At 57.2% G+C, this 16,138-nt stretch carries 12 protein-coding genes; 6 read left to right on the forward strand and 6 right to left on the reverse strand.

The window, feature by feature from the left end:
* Positions 1 to 387: 387 nt before the first annotated feature.
* Positions 388 to 1,113, reverse strand: a complete 726-nt coding sequence (gene ubiG / locus ACJ8KE_RS01155; RefSeq protein ID WP_004935909.1) for a bifunctional 2-polyprenyl-6-hydroxyphenol methylase/3-demethylubiquinol 3-O-methyltransferase UbiG — start codon at positions 1,111 to 1,113, stop codon at positions 388 to 390.
* Between the two features lie 212 nt (positions 1,114 to 1,325).
* Here ubiG and gyrA point away from each other — a divergent pair, with 212 nt between their 5' ends.
* Together gyrA and rcsC are read left to right on the forward strand one after the other, a co-directional pair.
* Positions 1,326 to 3,968 (forward strand): DNA topoisomerase (ATP-hydrolyzing) subunit A, encoded by a 2,643-nt coding sequence (gene gyrA / locus ACJ8KE_RS01160; RefSeq protein WP_028127742.1) that lies wholly within the window; start codon positions 1,326 to 1,328, stop codon positions 3,966 to 3,968.
* Positions 3,969 to 4,134: 166 nt separating this feature from the next.
* Positions 4,135 to 6,996: a two-component system sensor histidine kinase RcsC gene (rcsC, locus tag ACJ8KE_RS01165; protein WP_261419481.1), complete on the forward strand. Its 2,862-nt coding sequence runs from the start codon at positions 4,135 to 4,137 to the stop codon at positions 6,994 to 6,996.
* 61 nt (positions 6,997 to 7,057) lie between these two features.
* Here the strand turns inward: rcsC and rcsB are convergent, their stop codons facing one another.
* From rcsB to ACJ8KE_RS01185, 4 genes are read right to left on the reverse strand one after another with little or no spacing between them, the layout of a single operon-like run.
* A complete protein-coding gene (rcsB, locus tag ACJ8KE_RS01170; RefSeq protein WP_004935900.1) occupies positions 7,058 to 7,708 on the reverse strand; it encodes a response regulator transcription factor RcsB in 651 nt (216 codons plus the stop codon).
* Positions 7,701 to 10,403 carry a phosphotransferase RcsD gene (gene rcsD / locus ACJ8KE_RS01175; protein WP_117287356.1) on the reverse strand — a complete coding sequence of 901 codons (2,703 nt, stop codon included), beginning with the start codon at positions 10,401 to 10,403 and terminating at the stop codon, positions 7,701 to 7,703. Before rcsD ends, rcsB begins: the two co-directional genes overlap by 8 nt.
* Positions 10,404 to 10,423: 20 nt before the next feature.
* Positions 10,424 to 11,578: an MFS transporter gene (locus ACJ8KE_RS01180; protein WP_016926934.1), complete on the reverse strand. Its 1,155-nt coding sequence runs from the start codon at positions 11,576 to 11,578 to the stop codon at positions 10,424 to 10,426.
* 54 nt (positions 11,579 to 11,632) lie between these two features.
* On the reverse strand, positions 11,633 to 12,040 hold the full coding sequence (locus ACJ8KE_RS01185; protein ID WP_421086014.1) for a DUF4186 domain-containing protein: 408 nt from the start codon (positions 12,038 to 12,040) through the stop codon (positions 11,633 to 11,635).
* A 695-nt stretch (positions 12,041 to 12,735) separates the two neighbouring features.
* On the opposite strand from ACJ8KE_RS01185, the gene ompC reads away from it, so the two are divergent.
* The gene (gene ompC, locus ACJ8KE_RS01190) at positions 12,736 to 13,866 is read left to right on the forward strand and encodes a porin OmpC (RefSeq protein WP_028127739.1); all 1,131 of its coding nucleotides are present in this window, start codon (positions 12,736 to 12,738) and stop codon (positions 13,864 to 13,866) included.
* A 151-nt stretch (positions 13,867 to 14,017) separates the two neighbouring features.
* Complete coding sequence (locus ACJ8KE_RS01195; protein WP_079450283.1) at positions 14,018 to 14,434, forward strand: VOC family protein; 417 nt, start codon at positions 14,018 to 14,020, stop codon at positions 14,432 to 14,434.
* On the opposite strand, the gene ACJ8KE_RS01200 is transcribed toward ACJ8KE_RS01195, so the two are convergent.
* Positions 14,428 to 15,006 (reverse strand): TetR/AcrR family transcriptional regulator, encoded by a 579-nt coding sequence (locus ACJ8KE_RS01200; protein ID WP_097101627.1) that lies wholly within the window; start codon positions 15,004 to 15,006, stop codon positions 14,428 to 14,430. The two genes, ACJ8KE_RS01195 and ACJ8KE_RS01200, sit on opposite strands and share 7 nt — an antisense overlap.
* A 106-nt stretch (positions 15,007 to 15,112) precedes the next feature.
* On the opposite strand from ACJ8KE_RS01200, the gene ACJ8KE_RS01205 reads away from it, so the two are divergent.
* Positions 15,113 to 15,580 (forward strand): nuclear transport factor 2 family protein, encoded by a 468-nt coding sequence (locus tag ACJ8KE_RS01205; protein ID WP_097101629.1) that lies wholly within the window; start codon positions 15,113 to 15,115, stop codon positions 15,578 to 15,580.
* 127 nt (positions 15,581 to 15,707) lie between these two features.
* Positions 15,708 to 16,037 (forward strand): osmotically-inducible lipoprotein OsmE, encoded by a 330-nt coding sequence (osmE, locus tag ACJ8KE_RS01210; protein WP_004935874.1) that lies wholly within the window; start codon positions 15,708 to 15,710, stop codon positions 16,035 to 16,037.
* The last annotated feature ends 101 nt before the right edge of the window (positions 16,038 to 16,138 follow it).

Raw genomic sequence — 16,138 nt, forward strand, 5'->3', positions numbered from 1 at the left:
TGCTCAGTATGTAAACACTATATATAGGGGTTGTATGTCGGTGAGGTAACAAGATAGTGAGAAAAAACGGCGTTTGCAAGTGAACAAAACCCGCCTAATTTGTGGATAACTTGGGGGTGAAATGTCACTTGCCTTTCGCAGTGCGCGCCGTGACTGGCGCGACAAGCTTGTCAATAAGCGAGATCAGATTTTCCTTAAAAACTGAAAAAACCGATCGTTTGGCGCTTTATTAAACGTTAGAAAAAAACGGCATATTGATCTGATTTAATATTCTAAAAAACTGTTTACAACCGCTATTTTGATCGAAGTCGCGAAAATTAGGTATTTTTCCGAATACGTCAATGGCGCCGCCCCCCGGTAATGCAGGGCCGGCGCGGTTTACCGCGTTTAACCTTCGTGCTGGGTGTGCACCATGTAGTTCACGTCAACGTTGCGCCCAAGCTTGAAATGATCGGTGATCGGGTTGTAATGCAGGCCGATCATGTGTTTTTCGCGCAGCGGCGTGCCGTCGACCCAGCCGATCAGTTCGGAAGGGCGAATGAACTTCTTATGATCGTGGGTGCCCTGCGGCACCATCTTCAGCACGTACTCCGCGCCGATCACCGCCATCAGCCAGGCTTTGGTGTTTCGGTTGATGGTGGAGAAGAACACGTGGCCGCCCGGTTTCACCAGTTGGGCGCAGGCGCGTACCACCGAGGCCGGATCCGGCACGTGCTCCAGCATCTCCATGCAGGTGACCACGTCGTAGCGCTGCGGGTTGGCCTGAGCGTGGCTTTCCACTGTCTCTTGCACATAGGTGACGTCCATGCCGCTTTCCAGGGCGTGCAGCCGGGCGACCTGCAGCGGCTCCGCGCCCATGTCCAGCCCGGTTACCTTGGCGCCTTCGCGCGCCATGCTCTCCGCCAGAATGCCGCCGCCGCAGCCCACGTCGAGCACCTGCTTGTCAAAAATGCCGCCGGCGCGCTGCATGATGTAGTTCAGGCGCAGCGGGTTGATGCGGTGCAGCGGTTTGAACTCGCCTTCCAGATCCCACCAGCGGGAGGCGACGGCCTCGAACTTGGCGATTTCCTGGTGGTCAACGTTTTGCACTCGGCTGGATGATTCTGCGTTCATGGGCTTGTCTGGCTCCTTGTTCTCGTTGCGCGGATTATACATGTTCCGGCGCGGCATCGTCTGTGCCGATGCGTTTTTAGCGCACTTATCTGCACAATTTCCGTGAAACAGCGGCGGTTATTTTCCCGTAAAGCGTGCTTTGTGATATAGTTTTACACCTTTGCCACTATGGCAGCGGGCAGATGAATCATTAGTAGAGGGATAGCAGCTCCATGAGCGACCTTGCCAGAGAAATCACACCGGTAAACATCGAAGACGAGTTGAAAAACTCGTATCTGGACTATGCGATGTCCGTTATTGTCGGACGTGCCCTGCCAGATGTTCGTGATGGACTGAAGCCGGTTCACCGCCGCGTTCTGTACGCGATGAGCGTATTGGGTAACGACTGGAATAAACCATACAAGAAATCGGCCCGTGTCGTCGGGGACGTGATCGGTAAATATCACCCGCACGGTGACAGCGCGGTTTACGACACTATCGTGCGTATGGCTCAGCCGTTTTCACTGCGCTACATGCTGGTGGACGGTCAGGGTAACTTCGGCTCCGTCGACGGCGACTCCGCGGCGGCGATGCGTTATACCGAAGTGCGCATGTCCAAGATTGCTCACGAACTGTTGGCGGATCTGGAAAAAGAAACCGTCGACTTCGTGCCTAACTATGATGGCACCGAGCAGATCCCGGCCGTCATGCCGACCAAGATCCCGAACCTGCTGGTCAACGGCTCGTCGGGCATCGCCGTGGGCATGGCTACCAATATTCCGCCGCACAACCTGGCGGAAGTCGTCAACGGCTGCCTGGCCTATATCGACGATGAAAACATCAGCATCGAAGGGCTGATGGAACACATCCCGGGGCCGGACTTCCCGACGGCGGCGATCATCAACGGTCGCCGCGGCATTGAAGAGGCCTACCGCACCGGGCGCGGCAAAGTCTACCTGCGCGCGCGCGCGGAAGTGGAAGCCGACGCCAAGACCGGGCGCGAAACCATCATCGTTCACGAGATCCCGTATCAGGTGAACAAGGCGCGTCTGATCGAGAAGATCGCCGAGCTGGTGAAAGAAAAACGCGTGGAAGGCATCAGCGCACTGCGCGACGAGTCCGATAAAGACGGCATGCGCATCGTGATCGAAGTCAAACGTGACGCGGTCGGCGAAGTGGTGCTGAACAACCTGTATGCGCTGACGCAACTGCAGGTCACCTTCGGCATCAACATGGTCGCGCTGCATCAGGGGCAGCCTAAACTGCTGAACCTGAAAGACATCCTCGAAGCCTTCGTGCGCCACCGCCGCGAAGTGGTCACCCGCCGCACCATCTTCGAACTGCGCAAGGCCCGCGACCGCGCCCATATTCTGGAAGCGCTGGCTATCGCGTTGGCCAACATCGACCCGATCATCGAGCTGATTCGCCGTGCGCCGACCCCGGCGGAAGCGAAAGTCGCGCTGGTGGCGCAGCCTTGGGATCTGGGCAACGTCAGCGCCATGCTGGAACGCGCCGGTGACGACGCCGCTCGCCCTGAGTGGCTGGAGCCGGAGTTCGGCATCCGCGACGGCAAATACTACCTGACCGAGCAGCAGGCTCAGGCGATTCTGGATCTGCGCCTGCAGAAACTGACCGGCCTGGAGCACGAGAAGCTGCTGGACGAATATAAAGAGCTGCTCAACTTTATCGCCGAGCTGATCTTTATTCTGGAAAGCCCAGAGCGCCTGATGGAAGTGATCCGCGAAGAGCTGGTGGCGGTCAAAGAGCTGTACAACGACGGCCGCCGCACCGAGATCACCGCCAATACTTCCGACATCAACATCGAAGACCTGATAAACCAGGAAGACGTGGTGGTGACCCTGTCTCACCAGGGCTATGTGAAGTATCAGCCGCTGTCCGACTATGAAGCGCAGCGCCGCGGCGGTAAAGGCAAGTCCGCCGCGCGTATTAAAGAAGAAGACTTTATCGATCGCCTGCTGGTGGCCAACACCCACGATACGATCCTGTGCTTCTCCAGCCGTGGCCGCCTGTACTGGATGAAGGTGTACCAACTGCCTGAAGCCAGCCGCGGCGCGCGCGGCCGCCCAATCGTCAACCTGCTGCCGCTGGAAGCCGACGAGCGTATCACCGCCATTCTGCCGGTGCGCGAGTATGAAGAAGGGCGCCACGTGTTCATGGCCACCGCCAGCGGTACCGTGAAGAAAACCGCGCTGACCGAGTTCAGCCGCCCACGCAGCGCCGGCATCATCGCCGTCAACCTCAACGAGGGCGATGAGCTGATCGGCGTCGATCTGACCGACGGTAGCAACGAAGTGATGCTGTTCTCCGCTAACGGTAAAGTCGTGCGCTTCCCGGAAACGCAGGTGCGTTCGATGGGCCGTACCGCGACCGGCGTGCGCGGCATCAACCTCGGCGAAGGCGATAGCGTGATCTCACTGATCGTGCCGCGCGGCGAGGGCGACATCCTGACCGTCACGCAAAACGGCTTCGGTAAACGTACTGCAGTCACCGAGTACCCGACCAAGTCACGCGCCACCCAGGGGGTTATCTCCATCAAGGTGAGCGAGCGTAACGGCCAGGTGGTCGGCGCGGTGCAGGTGGAAACCAGCGACCAGATCATGATGATCACCGATGCCGGCACGCTGGTGCGTACCCGCGTTTCGGAAGTCAGCGTGGTCGGTCGTAACACCCAGGGCGTGACGCTGATCCGCACGGCGGAAGACGAAAATGTCGTCGGTCTGCAGCGGGTGGCCGAACCGGTGGAAGACGAAGAGCTGGACAGCCTGGAACCGGGCGCGGAAGCGGTGGAAGAAGACACCACGCCGCTGGACGATGGCGACGACGCGGCTGAGCCGGTGGACGACGACAACGTTTAAGCAAGGTGAGGGCGTCGGCATGCCGACACCGTAATGCACTGAGACAAAAGGGCCTGGCAGCGATGCTAGGCCCTTTTTCAGTTATATGGTTTAATTGGCGCACCGAGCCGCCGGCCGCCGCGCCGGCGACAACGCGCGCCGTCACTGACTTTCGTATGGTATCCGATTGAAATACTTAGCCTCTTTTCGAACTACGCTGAAAATATCCCGCTATTTGTTCCGGGTGCTGGCGATTTTGCTGTGGTCGTTGGGGGCGCTGCTCACCACCTTTTATATTCTGAATATCCTGCATCAGAAAGAATCTGACATCCGGCAGGAGTACAACCTCAACTTCGATCAGGCGCAGGGCTACATCCGCCATTCCGCCGACATCATCCGCGACATCAAGTATATGGCGGAGAATCGCCTCAACGGTTCGGTCAGCAGCCTGGACATGTTCAGCGGCGTGTTTCCCGGCAAAGGCAGCCCGCCGCAATTCTTTCCGCTGTACCCGGAGTCCAACTGCACGCTGAGCACTACCTACCGCAGTTCGCTCGATTCGCTGAGCGGCCTGATCCAGTATTGGAAAGAGAACTTCGTGGCGGCCTACGATCTTAACCGGGTGTTCTTCATCGGCGGCGACAGCCTGTGTATGGCGGAATTCGGCGGCGGCAACGCGAGCGCCAATCGGGAAAACGTGCTGAAGTCCCTGCATGAGCGCATTCTGAAATACCGCAACGCCAAGAATCTGGACAAAGACAACAACCTGTATTGGATCAGCCCCAGCGCGCAGCGGCCCGACATCGGTTATCTGTATGTGCTGACCCCTCTCTATATCGGTAATAAGCTGGAGGCGCTGCTGGGCATCGAGCAAACCGTCCGGCTGGAAGATTTCGTCACCGCCGGCAGCCTGCCGATCGGCGTCACGCTGTTGGATGAGAACAACGAGCCGGTGCTGCGTTTGGCGGACGGCGATCGCTATGCCGCTGCGCTCAACAGCTACCCCGAAGAGCATGCTTACTTCGGTTATGTCGACAATTACCGCGACCTGATCCTGAAGAAAGCGTTGCCGCCTTCATCGCTGAGCATCGTTTATGCGCTGCCGGTGAAAAGCGTGGTGGAACGCTTCAAGATGCTGATCCTCAACGCGCTGTTGCTGAACCTGTTATCGGCTATCGTGCTGTTCACGCTGGCCTGGCTGTTTGAGCGCAAGATGTTCTTGCCGGCGGAGGAGAACGCCTTCCGTCTGGAAGAACACGAGCAGTTCAACCGCAAGATTGTCGCCTCGGCGCCGGTGGGCATCTGCATCCTGCGTATCAGCGACGGCACCAATATCCTGAGTAACGAACTGGCGCATAACTACATCAACCTGTTGACCCACGAAGATCGCGATCGCATTACGCGCATCATTTGCGAACAGCAGGCGAATTTCGTCGATGTGATGACCAGCAACAACAACAACCTGCAGATCAGCTTTGTCCACTCGCGTTACCGCAACGAAGAGGTGGCGATCTGCGTGCTGGTGGACGTCAGCGCGCGCGTGAAGATGGAAGAGTCGCTGCAGGAGATGGCGGCGGCGGCGGAGCAGGCCAGCCAGTCCAAATCGATGTTCCTGGCCACCGTCAGCCATGAGTTGCGCACGCCGCTGTACGGCATTATCGGCAATCTCGATTTGCTGCAGACCAAGGCGCTGCCGCAAGGGGTCGATCGGTTGGTCAACGCGATGAATAACTCTTCCGGCCTGCTGCTGAAAATCATCAGCGATATTCTCGATTTCTCCAAAATCGAGTCCGAACAGCTGAAGATCGAACCGCGCGAGTTCTCCTGCCTGGAGGTGATCACCCATATCGCCGGCAACTATTTGCCGCTGGTGGTGAAGAAACGTCTGGGGCTGTACTGCTTTATCGAACAGAACGTGCCGGAGCGCATTTTCGGCGATCCGGTGCGGCTGCAGCAGGTGCTGTCCAACCTGGTGAACAACGCCATCAAGTTCACCGATACCGGCTGTATCGTGCTGCAGGTCTGCACCCGCGGCAGCTACCTGGAGTTCAGCGTGCGTGATACCGGCGTCGGCATCCCGGAGAAGGAAATCTCGCGCCTGTTCGATCCGTTCTTCCAAGTGGGGACCGGCGTGCAGCGCCACTTCCAGGGAACCGGCTTGGGGCTGGCGATCTGCGAGAAGTTGGTCAACCTGATGGACGGCGACGTCTCCGTCGAGTCCGAACCGGGGCTGGGCAGCTTGTTCAGCATTCGCATTCCATTGTTTAACGCCCAGTTCCCGATCCCGCAGGCCAGCGATACCTGGCAGGGCCGGCGGCTGTGGCTGGATATCCGCAATCAGCGCCTGGAAAGTTACCTGATGGCGATTCTGGGCGGCTACGGCGCCGATATCCAGCGCTATGACGGGCAGGATACCGCCGCCGGCGAGGTGATGCTCAGCGATTACCCGCTGATGATGAACACGCCGCTGCTGGCTCAGATCCAATTCTCCACCGAACATATCGGTCCATCGCAGGAAACCCGGCCGGGCTATTGGATGCACAGCACCTCTACGCCGCGTGAAACGCTGACCTTAATCAACCGGTTGTTCGGCGTCGGCCACGGCGCGGCAGAGGCGCTGGTGCAACTGCCGGTGCCCGCCAAGGCCAGTGTGGCGGACAACGGCGATATTTATCTGCTGGTGGTTGACGATCATCCGATCAACCGTCGCCTGCTTTCCGATCAGCTGGGGTCGCTGGGGTATCAGGTGGTGACCGCCAATGATGGCGTCGACGCGCTCGGCGTGCTGAAACAGCACCACGTCGATATTGTGCTGACCGACGTCAATATGCCGAACATGGACGGCTATCGTCTGACGCAGACCCTGCGGCAGATGCAGTTCAGTGCGCCGGTGATTGGCGTGACGGCGAACGCGTTGGCGGAAGAGAAACAGCGCTGCCTCGAGGCGGGCATGGATAATTGCCTGTCGAAGCCGGTCACGCTGGAGACGCTGGAGCAGACGCTGGCATATTACAGCCAACGGGTACGCTACAACCGCAGCGAGGTCTGAAAAGCAAACAGGCACGGCGGATGCCGTGCCTGTTTGGCGTTAACCTGCCGTGAGGCGGGCTTTAGTCTTTGTCCAACGGCGTCATGCTGACGGACGAGAGGTAGTTGAGCAGGGCGATGTCGTTTTCGACGCCCAGCTTCATCATCGCCGATTTCTTCTGGCTGCTGATGGTTTTGATGCTGCGGTTGAGTTTTTTGGCGATTTCGGTCACCAGGAAACCTTCGGCGAACAGACGCAGCACTTCGCTCTCTTTCGGCGACAGGCGTTTGTCGCCATAGCCGCTGGCGCTGATCTTCTCCAGCAGTTTGGAGACGCTTTCCGGCGTGAACTTCTTGCCTTTTTGCAGGGCGGCCAGCGCCTTCGGCAGATCGGTCGGCGCGCCTTGTTTCAGCACGATGCCTTCGATATCCAGATCCAATACCGCGCTCAGGATCGCCGGGTTGTTGTTCATGGTCAGCACGATGATCGACAACTGCGGATAGTGGCGCTTGATGTATTTAATCAGCGTGATGCCGTCGCCATACTTGTCACCCGGCATCGACAGATCGGTGATCAGCACGTTGGCGTCCAGCTTGGACAGATTGTTGATCAGTGCGGTTGAGTCTTCGAACTCCCCAACGACATTCACCCATTCAATTTGCTCAAGTGACTTCCGGATGCCAAACAGTACGATAGGATGGTCATCAGCAATAATTACGTTCAGGTTATTCATGTTGTTGGCTACCTTGCTTCAGCAGTCTGCTGACGAAAAAATCAATCTGACTGATGTTATTCTCGATCTCGGGCGCATCACCTTCTGCGATGCGCTGTTCTAACGATTCGCACAGCTGCTTGCCGGGAAGCAGATTTAACATGGCAAACACGCCTTTCAGGCGGTGTGCGGTTTGTGACAGCGCATTGAAATCACTGCTGCCCGCCTCAGTATACAGTTTTTTGACATCGTCGGGTACTGTATCGACAAACAGCCCATAGTAATCACTTGATTTCAATTGTTTTTCATAGAGTTGGATATCTTCTGAGCTCAATGAAAGCGGGCTTTCTTCCTGTTCCAGCGCGGCCATTTGCTGTTCGATCAGCATCAGCACGGCGTCGATTAAAGCGCCGTTCAGATTATAGTTCACCCGAATGTAGCGTTTATCCAGCGCTTGCCAGCCCGGTTCATCGGTCGCCAGCAACAGGGTGTAATCATCGGCGCGCTGCGGGTTATCGGTCAGCAGCACGTCATAATCGCGGTTGACCGCGCGATCTTCGGCGACGAGGCAGTCGGCGCCGTAGGCCTGCAGCAGACGAGTCACGATGCCGCGCACTTCATCCGACGTAACGTCCAGCAAGGCGGTGACGCCGTCGAGCAGCTTTTCCTGCTCCTGCGACTCTTTTTTCTCCATCTCCATGGCGACGCGAATGGTGTAGCGAGTGCCGATATCCACCTTGCTGCGAATGTCCAACTGGCCGTTAAGCTTCTTGCACAGCTGATTGCACAGGAAGAACGTGAGGCCGGAACCATGGTTGAAGCGATCCACCAGCGTCTGGCTGAGGAACGGATAGTTAAGGTTGCTGATCTCTTCGTTGGAGATGCCGGAGCCGGTGTCGTTGATTTGGAAAATCAGGCGGTCAGGGTGCTCGGGCTCATGGTCGATAACCAGAGAAACCTTGCCGCAGGCGGTGGTGATAATGGCGTAATGCACCAGCAGCGAGATCACCTTGCGCAGCGCGTTGGCGTCGCCGATATAGTTCTGCTCGACGTCCAGCTGGAAATGCTTGAACAGCGCCAGCCCCTTCTGATTAAGGGCAGGCAGGGCCTCCAGCAGCAACTCGTCGATCATCGCCGTCGGGTTGAACGGCTCGCGCGTGGGTTGCCAGTCCTGGGTTTCCAGCCGGGTCAGCAGGGTGATGTTATCGATCAACTCCAGCACCGAAGCCGACGCCGCCGTCAGCTGGCCCAGCAGAGCTTGCTGTTGTTCCTCATCCGGCCGGCTGTGCAGACGGTCGACCAGATCGTGCATCTTGCGTACCGGCTGATTCAGCTCGATGCCAAGATTGTGCAGCATCAGCTTGCGCGCCTGAACGTTTTTGTCGTATTCGCGCCGCGCCTGCTGCAGCCGCTTATTCACCATCACCTCTTTATCCTGATCGTGCATCAGGAACAGGTAGGTGTCCGGCGACAGCTGGCTGCGGAAAATGCGGATTTCATACACCTCGTTGTTGACCGTCGCCTGGATCACCCCGTGATGCTGTTCGGCCATATGGGCGATCTTTTGCAGGCTGAGGTGCGGCAGCAGGTGCTCGGCGATTTTGTTGCTGGCGATCACCGTATTGTTGGCGAAGCTGTAGACCAGCAGTCCGGAGGGCAGGCTGGAGATGATCTCCTGATTCAGCGCGCGCTCGGCCTCCAGCTCTACCGCCATGTTTTCGCTCGGGCGAATGTACTGGCGTCGGATAAAGTAGATGCTCAGCATCGACAGCGCCAGCAGCAGCAAGTTGACTGCGATCAGCCAGATGTTGTTGCGCAGCAGATCGATGGCCAGATTGATGGCCGAAACGCGATACACCACCTTCAGCGGCGCATTGGGCAGAGCGGCGCTGAACTCCACCCAGCCACCGCTCATCGTCGCATGGGTACCGAGGACGGTGTCCGCCGGGATGGCGCTATCGTCGAGATCGACATCGTCCGGCAGCAGCAGGAAATTGGCGCGGGCCAGATTGGCCGGAATGATGTCGTTGATTGGCAAATCGAAGGCGATCACCGTCGCCAGATGCCCCGGCTGATTGAACGTGGTGCGAATCGAGAACGAATAGGCGTTCTGGAAGCGCTGCTTGCGCAGGTCGGAAAAGCTCTCGCGTTCGTCGAGCATATTGGCCTGTTGCAGCATCTCGGCGCGGCGTTCATCCGCCGAGGTGGTCAGGTAGCTTTCCCGAAAGCGCGAAGCCAGCTCTTTGAGCGGCTGGGTGGTGATCAGGCTGAGGCTATTGTCCTGACCATTGAGATAATACATGGCGTAGTTCTCGGTCTTGGCGCCCCAGCGGGTGTCCAGGTAGTCCGAGATATTGGCGATCATCGCCAGCGTGTTTTCGTCATGGCTGCCGAAGATCACCGCGTCGGTTTTCTTGTGCGGTTTCTCGACATAATAGACATCGGGCCGCAGGCGGGTTTCCTGCAAACCGGGATCGACATTCTGCGCCGGCGCATTGCCGAATTTGTCATAGACCTGATAAGTCATATAGCGGTAGGCATCGATACGCTTTTGCAGCGAACCGGCGATGCTGTTCAGCGTGTACTTCTTTTCCGCCAGCCAGGCGTTGGTGTAGTTGTAGCCATACAGGCCGATGCCGATCGTCAGCAGCACGATAAACAGCAGGAAGCAGCGGGTAATGTTGCTGGAGCTTATGGTCAATTGTTTATTTTGCATAGTGGCTGCGCATTCCTGAATCAGCGAGTGACGGCCCTGGCGCTGGCGGCCACCGCCAACAGCAGAACGGCTACGCAAGCGAAGGCCGCCGTCAGGCTGGAAAACTGAGCGATGAAGCCGATCAACGCCGGGCCGGCCAGAATACCGGCATAGCCGACGGTAGTGACGGAGGCGATCGCCAAATTGGCCGGCATGTCGCGCTGGTTGCCTGCGGCGCTGAACAGGATCGGTACGACGTTCGAGGCGCCCAGCCCGACCAGCATGAAACCGACCAGCGAAACGGTCGCGTGATTGAAGGTGATGGCCAGGCTCAGGCCGAGAGCGGCGCACAGGCTGCCCAGCAGCAGCACCCGGTAGCGGCCCAGCGAGTTCACCACCCGATCGCCATTGAGCCGGCCGAGCGTCATGGTGATGGAAAACAGCGCATAGCCCAGACCGGCCTGACTGTGTTCGACGCCGCGCAATGTGGTGAGAAACAGCGCGCTCCAGTCGAGCATCGATCCTTCCGCCAGAAACATGATAAAGCACAGAATGCCGATGAACATCACCCAGCCGCGCGGCAAGACGAACATCGGCCCGCCGTCATCGGCGCCGCTCTCACGCAGCAGATGGCGGCTGGCCAGCGTCAGCAGCGCGATCACCGCCAGCACGGTGAGCAGGGTGGATTGCAGCGGCGTCAGCCCCAGCCACAGCAGCGCGCTGACGCCGCCGGCGCCGGCAATGCCGCCGATGCTGAAGAAACCGTGAAAACCGGACATCATCGCCTTGCCGCTGGCGCGTTCGACGATCACCGCCTGCACGTTCATCGCTACGTCGATCATGCCGATCGCCGCACCGAACAGCAGCAGCGCCGCGGCCATGCCGCCGAGGGAATCCATTAGCGCCAATAGCGGCAGATCGATGCACAACCCGAGCCCGGCCATCAGGATCACCGCACGGCAACCCAGTTTGCCGGTCAGGAAACCGGTCAGCGGCATCGCCAGCATGGAGCCGGCGCCGATACAGAGCAGCAACAGGCCGAGCGAGCCATCATCGATACCAATGCGCGCTTTGGCGAAGGGGACCAGCGGCGCCCAGGCGGCCATGCCGAGACCGGCGACGAAAAAGGCCAGACGGGTGGCGATCTGTTGAGGAACGCCGGGCGTTTGCTGTTCATTGCACAAGGTGGCTGTCATGTAAGCGTCAGGATCTTGGGTCAAAAGAATGGTGAAAGTTACTGACAGTTTTTATCACAATCCGCGATCCGGGTCGAAAATATTCGTGCCCGACACATCCCCGGCGCCGCCTCTGCGCACCAGCCACAGCGCGATAACCTGGACAATATAGTCCTTTTGCTGCTCGTCCAGCGCGACGCCTTGCGCTATGCCGTGCCACTTTTCCAGACAGCCGCGGCAGCAGGTGGCAGTGGCATGCTGGGCGACGAACACCGGGTGGCCACGCATCGGGGTTTGCTTGCCGTCGTTTTTAGGATGGGCGGCGACCAGGCGGCGGTCGATAAAATCGCGGGCATGGCTGAGGATCAGCGGCAATCCCTTGCCATCGAGATAAGTCTGGTCTTTGGCATTTAAACGGAAGCGAGCGCGGAAGGGGGAACTTTGCAGCCGCCGCCACAGCACGTCGGGTTGAAAGGGCATCATGAATTTTACTCGCTGAAGGTGCGCTTTTTTCAGATTACCAGAACTGAAACTCGGCGGCTAATGATGCCTGCGGCGGGAAATAATTGATGCGATAAAGCACGAAATGAAAAGCAAGTTCAATTTGTAGACTAAAATAAGGAAAAAGATTAGCAATTAGTGCGAAAGTGAATTAATGAAACTATATCATTGGGTTATTTATTTGCGTGCTATTTGTACGGGCTGAAATTGTGAGGAGAGTATGGAGGAAAATAAAAAACCGGCCAGAAGCCGGTTAAAGGAATGCAGAAATTATCTTCGGATAATGAAGGTAATAATGAAAATAATGATGATAGCGAGGTGATTATAGCGGCTGCGTGTGGGCTGCGTTTTGGCACAATGTGCTTATTGTCTGGCTCAATTGTATGGTTGGCTTTTTTTTCTTAAAGATATGTATAACTACATGATTTTTTATCAATTAATCTATTCTTTGTCTTTAAGTGCTTTATTTTGTTTGTCTGTAATGTTTTGTGAAAGTTCGCGCGTATTTACATTTTGAAACCTTTATTAATTACAATGAAACACTATCGGATACTTGGTATCATTTTCTTTCTGGATTAATATAACCCTTGTTACCAGAATGGTAATGCACAGTCGTGCTAATAATGCTCGAAAAGGGCAGTGGCCGTAGCTCGACATAATTAACGAGGATAATAACGATGAAACTTCGAGTACTCTCTCTGATGGTACCCGCACTGCTGGTCGCAGGCACAGCAGGCGCGGCGGAAATCTACAACAAAGACGGTAATAAACTGGATTTGTACGGTAAAGTCGACGGTCTTCACTATTTCTCCAGCGACAACGGCGTGGACGGCGATCAGTCTTATATGCGTTTTGGCCTGCGCGGCGAAACGCAAATCAGCGATCAACTGACCGGTTACGGCCAGTGGGAATATCAGGCGAACCTGAATCACGCTGAAAGCCAGGACAACAAGAACTTCACCCGTTACGGCTTCGCCGGTCTGAAATTCGGCGACTACGGCTCCTTCGACTACGGCCGTAACACCGGCGTGCTGTACGACGTCGCGGCGTATACCGACTTGCAGCCTGAGTTCGACGGTATGACCTACGGCGCCGACCAGTTCATGTTCCAGCGTTCCAGCGGCCTGGCGACCTACCGTAACAACGACTTCTTCGGTCTGGTTGACGGCCTGAACTTCGCCCTGCAGTACCAGGGTAAAAACGGCAACGGCGAAGAGACCAACAACGGTCGTGACGTTCTGGGCCAAAACGGCGAAGGCTACGGCATGTCCATGAGCTATGACATGGGCTACGGCATCAGCGCGGCGGGCGCCTTCTTTAACTCTCGCCGCACCAGCGAGCAGAACGGCGCCGGCGCGTACCGCAATATTATGGGCCGCGGCGACAAGGCCGAAGGCTACTCCGGCGGTCTGAAATATGACGCCAACGACGTCTACCTGGCGGTGATGTTCACCCAGTCCTACAACGCGGCGCGTTTCGGTAGCTCCGACAGCAGCGTTTACGGCTACGCCAACAAGGCGCAGAGCTTCGAAGCCTATGCGCACTACCAGTTCGACTTCGGTCTGCGTCCGTTCGTCGGCTATAACCAGACCAAAGGTAAAGACCTGGGCCGCGCCGGTAACGGCAAGGACTACGGCGATCAAGATCTGGTCAAATTCGTCGACCTGGGTGCGACCTACTTCTTCAACAAAAACATGTCCACCTATGTTGATTACAAAATCAACCTGGTGGACAACAACGATTTCACCGACGCTGCCGGCATCAACACCGACAACGTGGTTGCCGTGGGCCTGGTTTACCAGTTCTAAGCACCAGCGTGTGAATGACACAGCGCGGCCTTTGGGCCGCGTTTTTTTTGCTGGTAAAAAGCACGGATTGATCCGTTGTCGGCTCGGGAAGCGCTTCGGAGCGTCTCTGTTCGACCTACGCTGTCAGAACGGAAAACAGAGCGGAGGTGATATGGAACTCAAGATCGACAAGGTGATCGAAACGGTGCTGTACGTCAGCGATATTGAACGCGCGGACGCTTTTTACCGGGAGGTGCTGAAGCTGCCGACGATGGCCGCCAACGAACGGTTTCGCGCCTACAACGTCGGCGATCGGAGCGTACTGTTGCTGTTTATCGAAGGTGATTCGCTGCGCGGGGCGCACTATCCGACCGGGTTTATTCCTGCGCACGATGGCGTGGGGCCGGCGCATATCGGGCTGGCGGTGACGAAAGAGCAACTGCCGCATTGGGAACGGCATCTGGTGGACAACGGCGTGGAGATTGAGGGGCGGATGCGCTGGGAACACGGCGGGGAGAGCATTTATTTTCGCGATCCCGACGCCCACCTGTTGGAACTGGTGACGCCGGGCATTTGGGCCAATTACTGATCGAACCCGCCTTGCGCCAACATGTCCAACGCGGCATTCAGCACCTGCAGCGCGGCCTGCGGTTGCCGCTCTATCTGCACTCTGACGATGGCGCCGTCGATCAGCATCGCCAGCATTGCCGCCCGCTGTTCCCGCTGTGGGCCGGCGGGCAGGTGACGCGCCAGTTCATCCGCCATTTGCCGCTTATGCCGGCCGGCGATTTGCAGGCTTTCCGGCAGCAGGTCGGCGATTTCCACCGCCGTATTGATAAACGCGCAGCCGCGAAAGCGCGGATCGTCGAACCATTCCGCCAGGCAGGGCGCCAGCGCCGGCAGCAACCCACCGGTTTGTGCCACATGGCGATCCAGCGCTGTGCTGAACCAGGTGAGCCACTGCTGGTGGCGATAGGCCAAAAACGCCGTAATCAAATCGTTCTTGCTGGGAAAGTGGCGGTAAAACGTCACCTTAGTGACGCCTGATTCTTTGATGATGCGATCGATGCCGGTGGCGCGGATCCCTTCCTGATAAAACAGATCGTGAGCCGTCAGCAGGATGCGCTGGCGGGCGGGTAAGGTATTGCGATCGACGGTCATCATTTTCTCCAAGCTATTTTCGAGTGATTGTAGACAACTCTGTCTACATGCGCTAGCGTAATAATGTAGACAGAGTTGTCTACATGCCTTCACTCAGGAGATAAGCATGAGCATTAAACCCCCATTGCCGCCTTTTACCCGCGAATCCGCTATCGAGAAGGTGCGGCTGGCGGAGGATGCCTGGAACAGCCGCGATCCTGAGCGGGTGTCGCAGGTGTATTCCCTCGATACCCACTGGCGTAACCGCGCGGAATTTGTCGACGGCCGCGCGGCGGTGGTCACATTTTTGCAACGCAAGTGGGCGAAAGAGCTGGAGTATCGGCTGATTAAGGAACTGTGGGCGTTTGACGGCGCGCGCATCGCGGTGCGTTTCGCCTATGAGTGGCGCGACGATTCCGGCAACTGGTATCGCAGCTTCGGCAATGAAAACTGGGAGTTCAATCAGGAGGGGCTGATGATTAACCGCCATGCCTGCATCAACGACATGCCGATTCGCGAACAGGATCGGCGTTTTCATTGGCCACTCGGTCGGCGCCCGGACGATGTCCCGTCGCTGAGCGATTTCGGCTTTTGAATCCGATGTCGTGCCCGCGCCGGCCGATCGCGAGAAAAAGCGCACCGATCGACAAACGGGAATTTGTAGAAAAGCCTTTCCGCTTCTAGACTTAGGGGACAACAAACGTACTCCAAGAGGACAAGCTATGACGAAGAAGTTGGTTTTGGCCGTCGGTACTGCGGCGGTATTTTCCATTCTTGCCGGCTGCACCGCCTATGACCGTGCAACCAGTTATGTCAATGAGCCGGTGGTCAGCGATGTCAAAGTAGGGATGACCAAGCAGCAGGTGCGGGCGATTGCCGGTCCGCCGTCGACGTCCGCCACGCTGATTCATGCGCAAGGCACTTGCGATACCTATGCGGTCGCGCCGCGCGATGGCAAAGTGCAAACGTACTTTGTCAGCTACAACGACACGGGCCATGTCATGAACAAGGGCTATCAAACCTGTTCCGACTACGATTCGCAGCCGAAGTAAACGCGTTTAAGCCGAACATAAAAGCCTCGCTTTCGCGGGGCTTTTCATTTTTTAAGCGTTTAAGGCTTGAAGTTTAGGCAACCGCACCGTCCATGCCATTT

Origin of the sequence: Serratia sp. CY56464, assembly GCF_052168435.1 — a bacterium.
Classification (GTDB): domain Bacteria; phylum Pseudomonadota; class Gammaproteobacteria; order Enterobacterales; family Enterobacteriaceae; genus Serratia; species Serratia marcescens.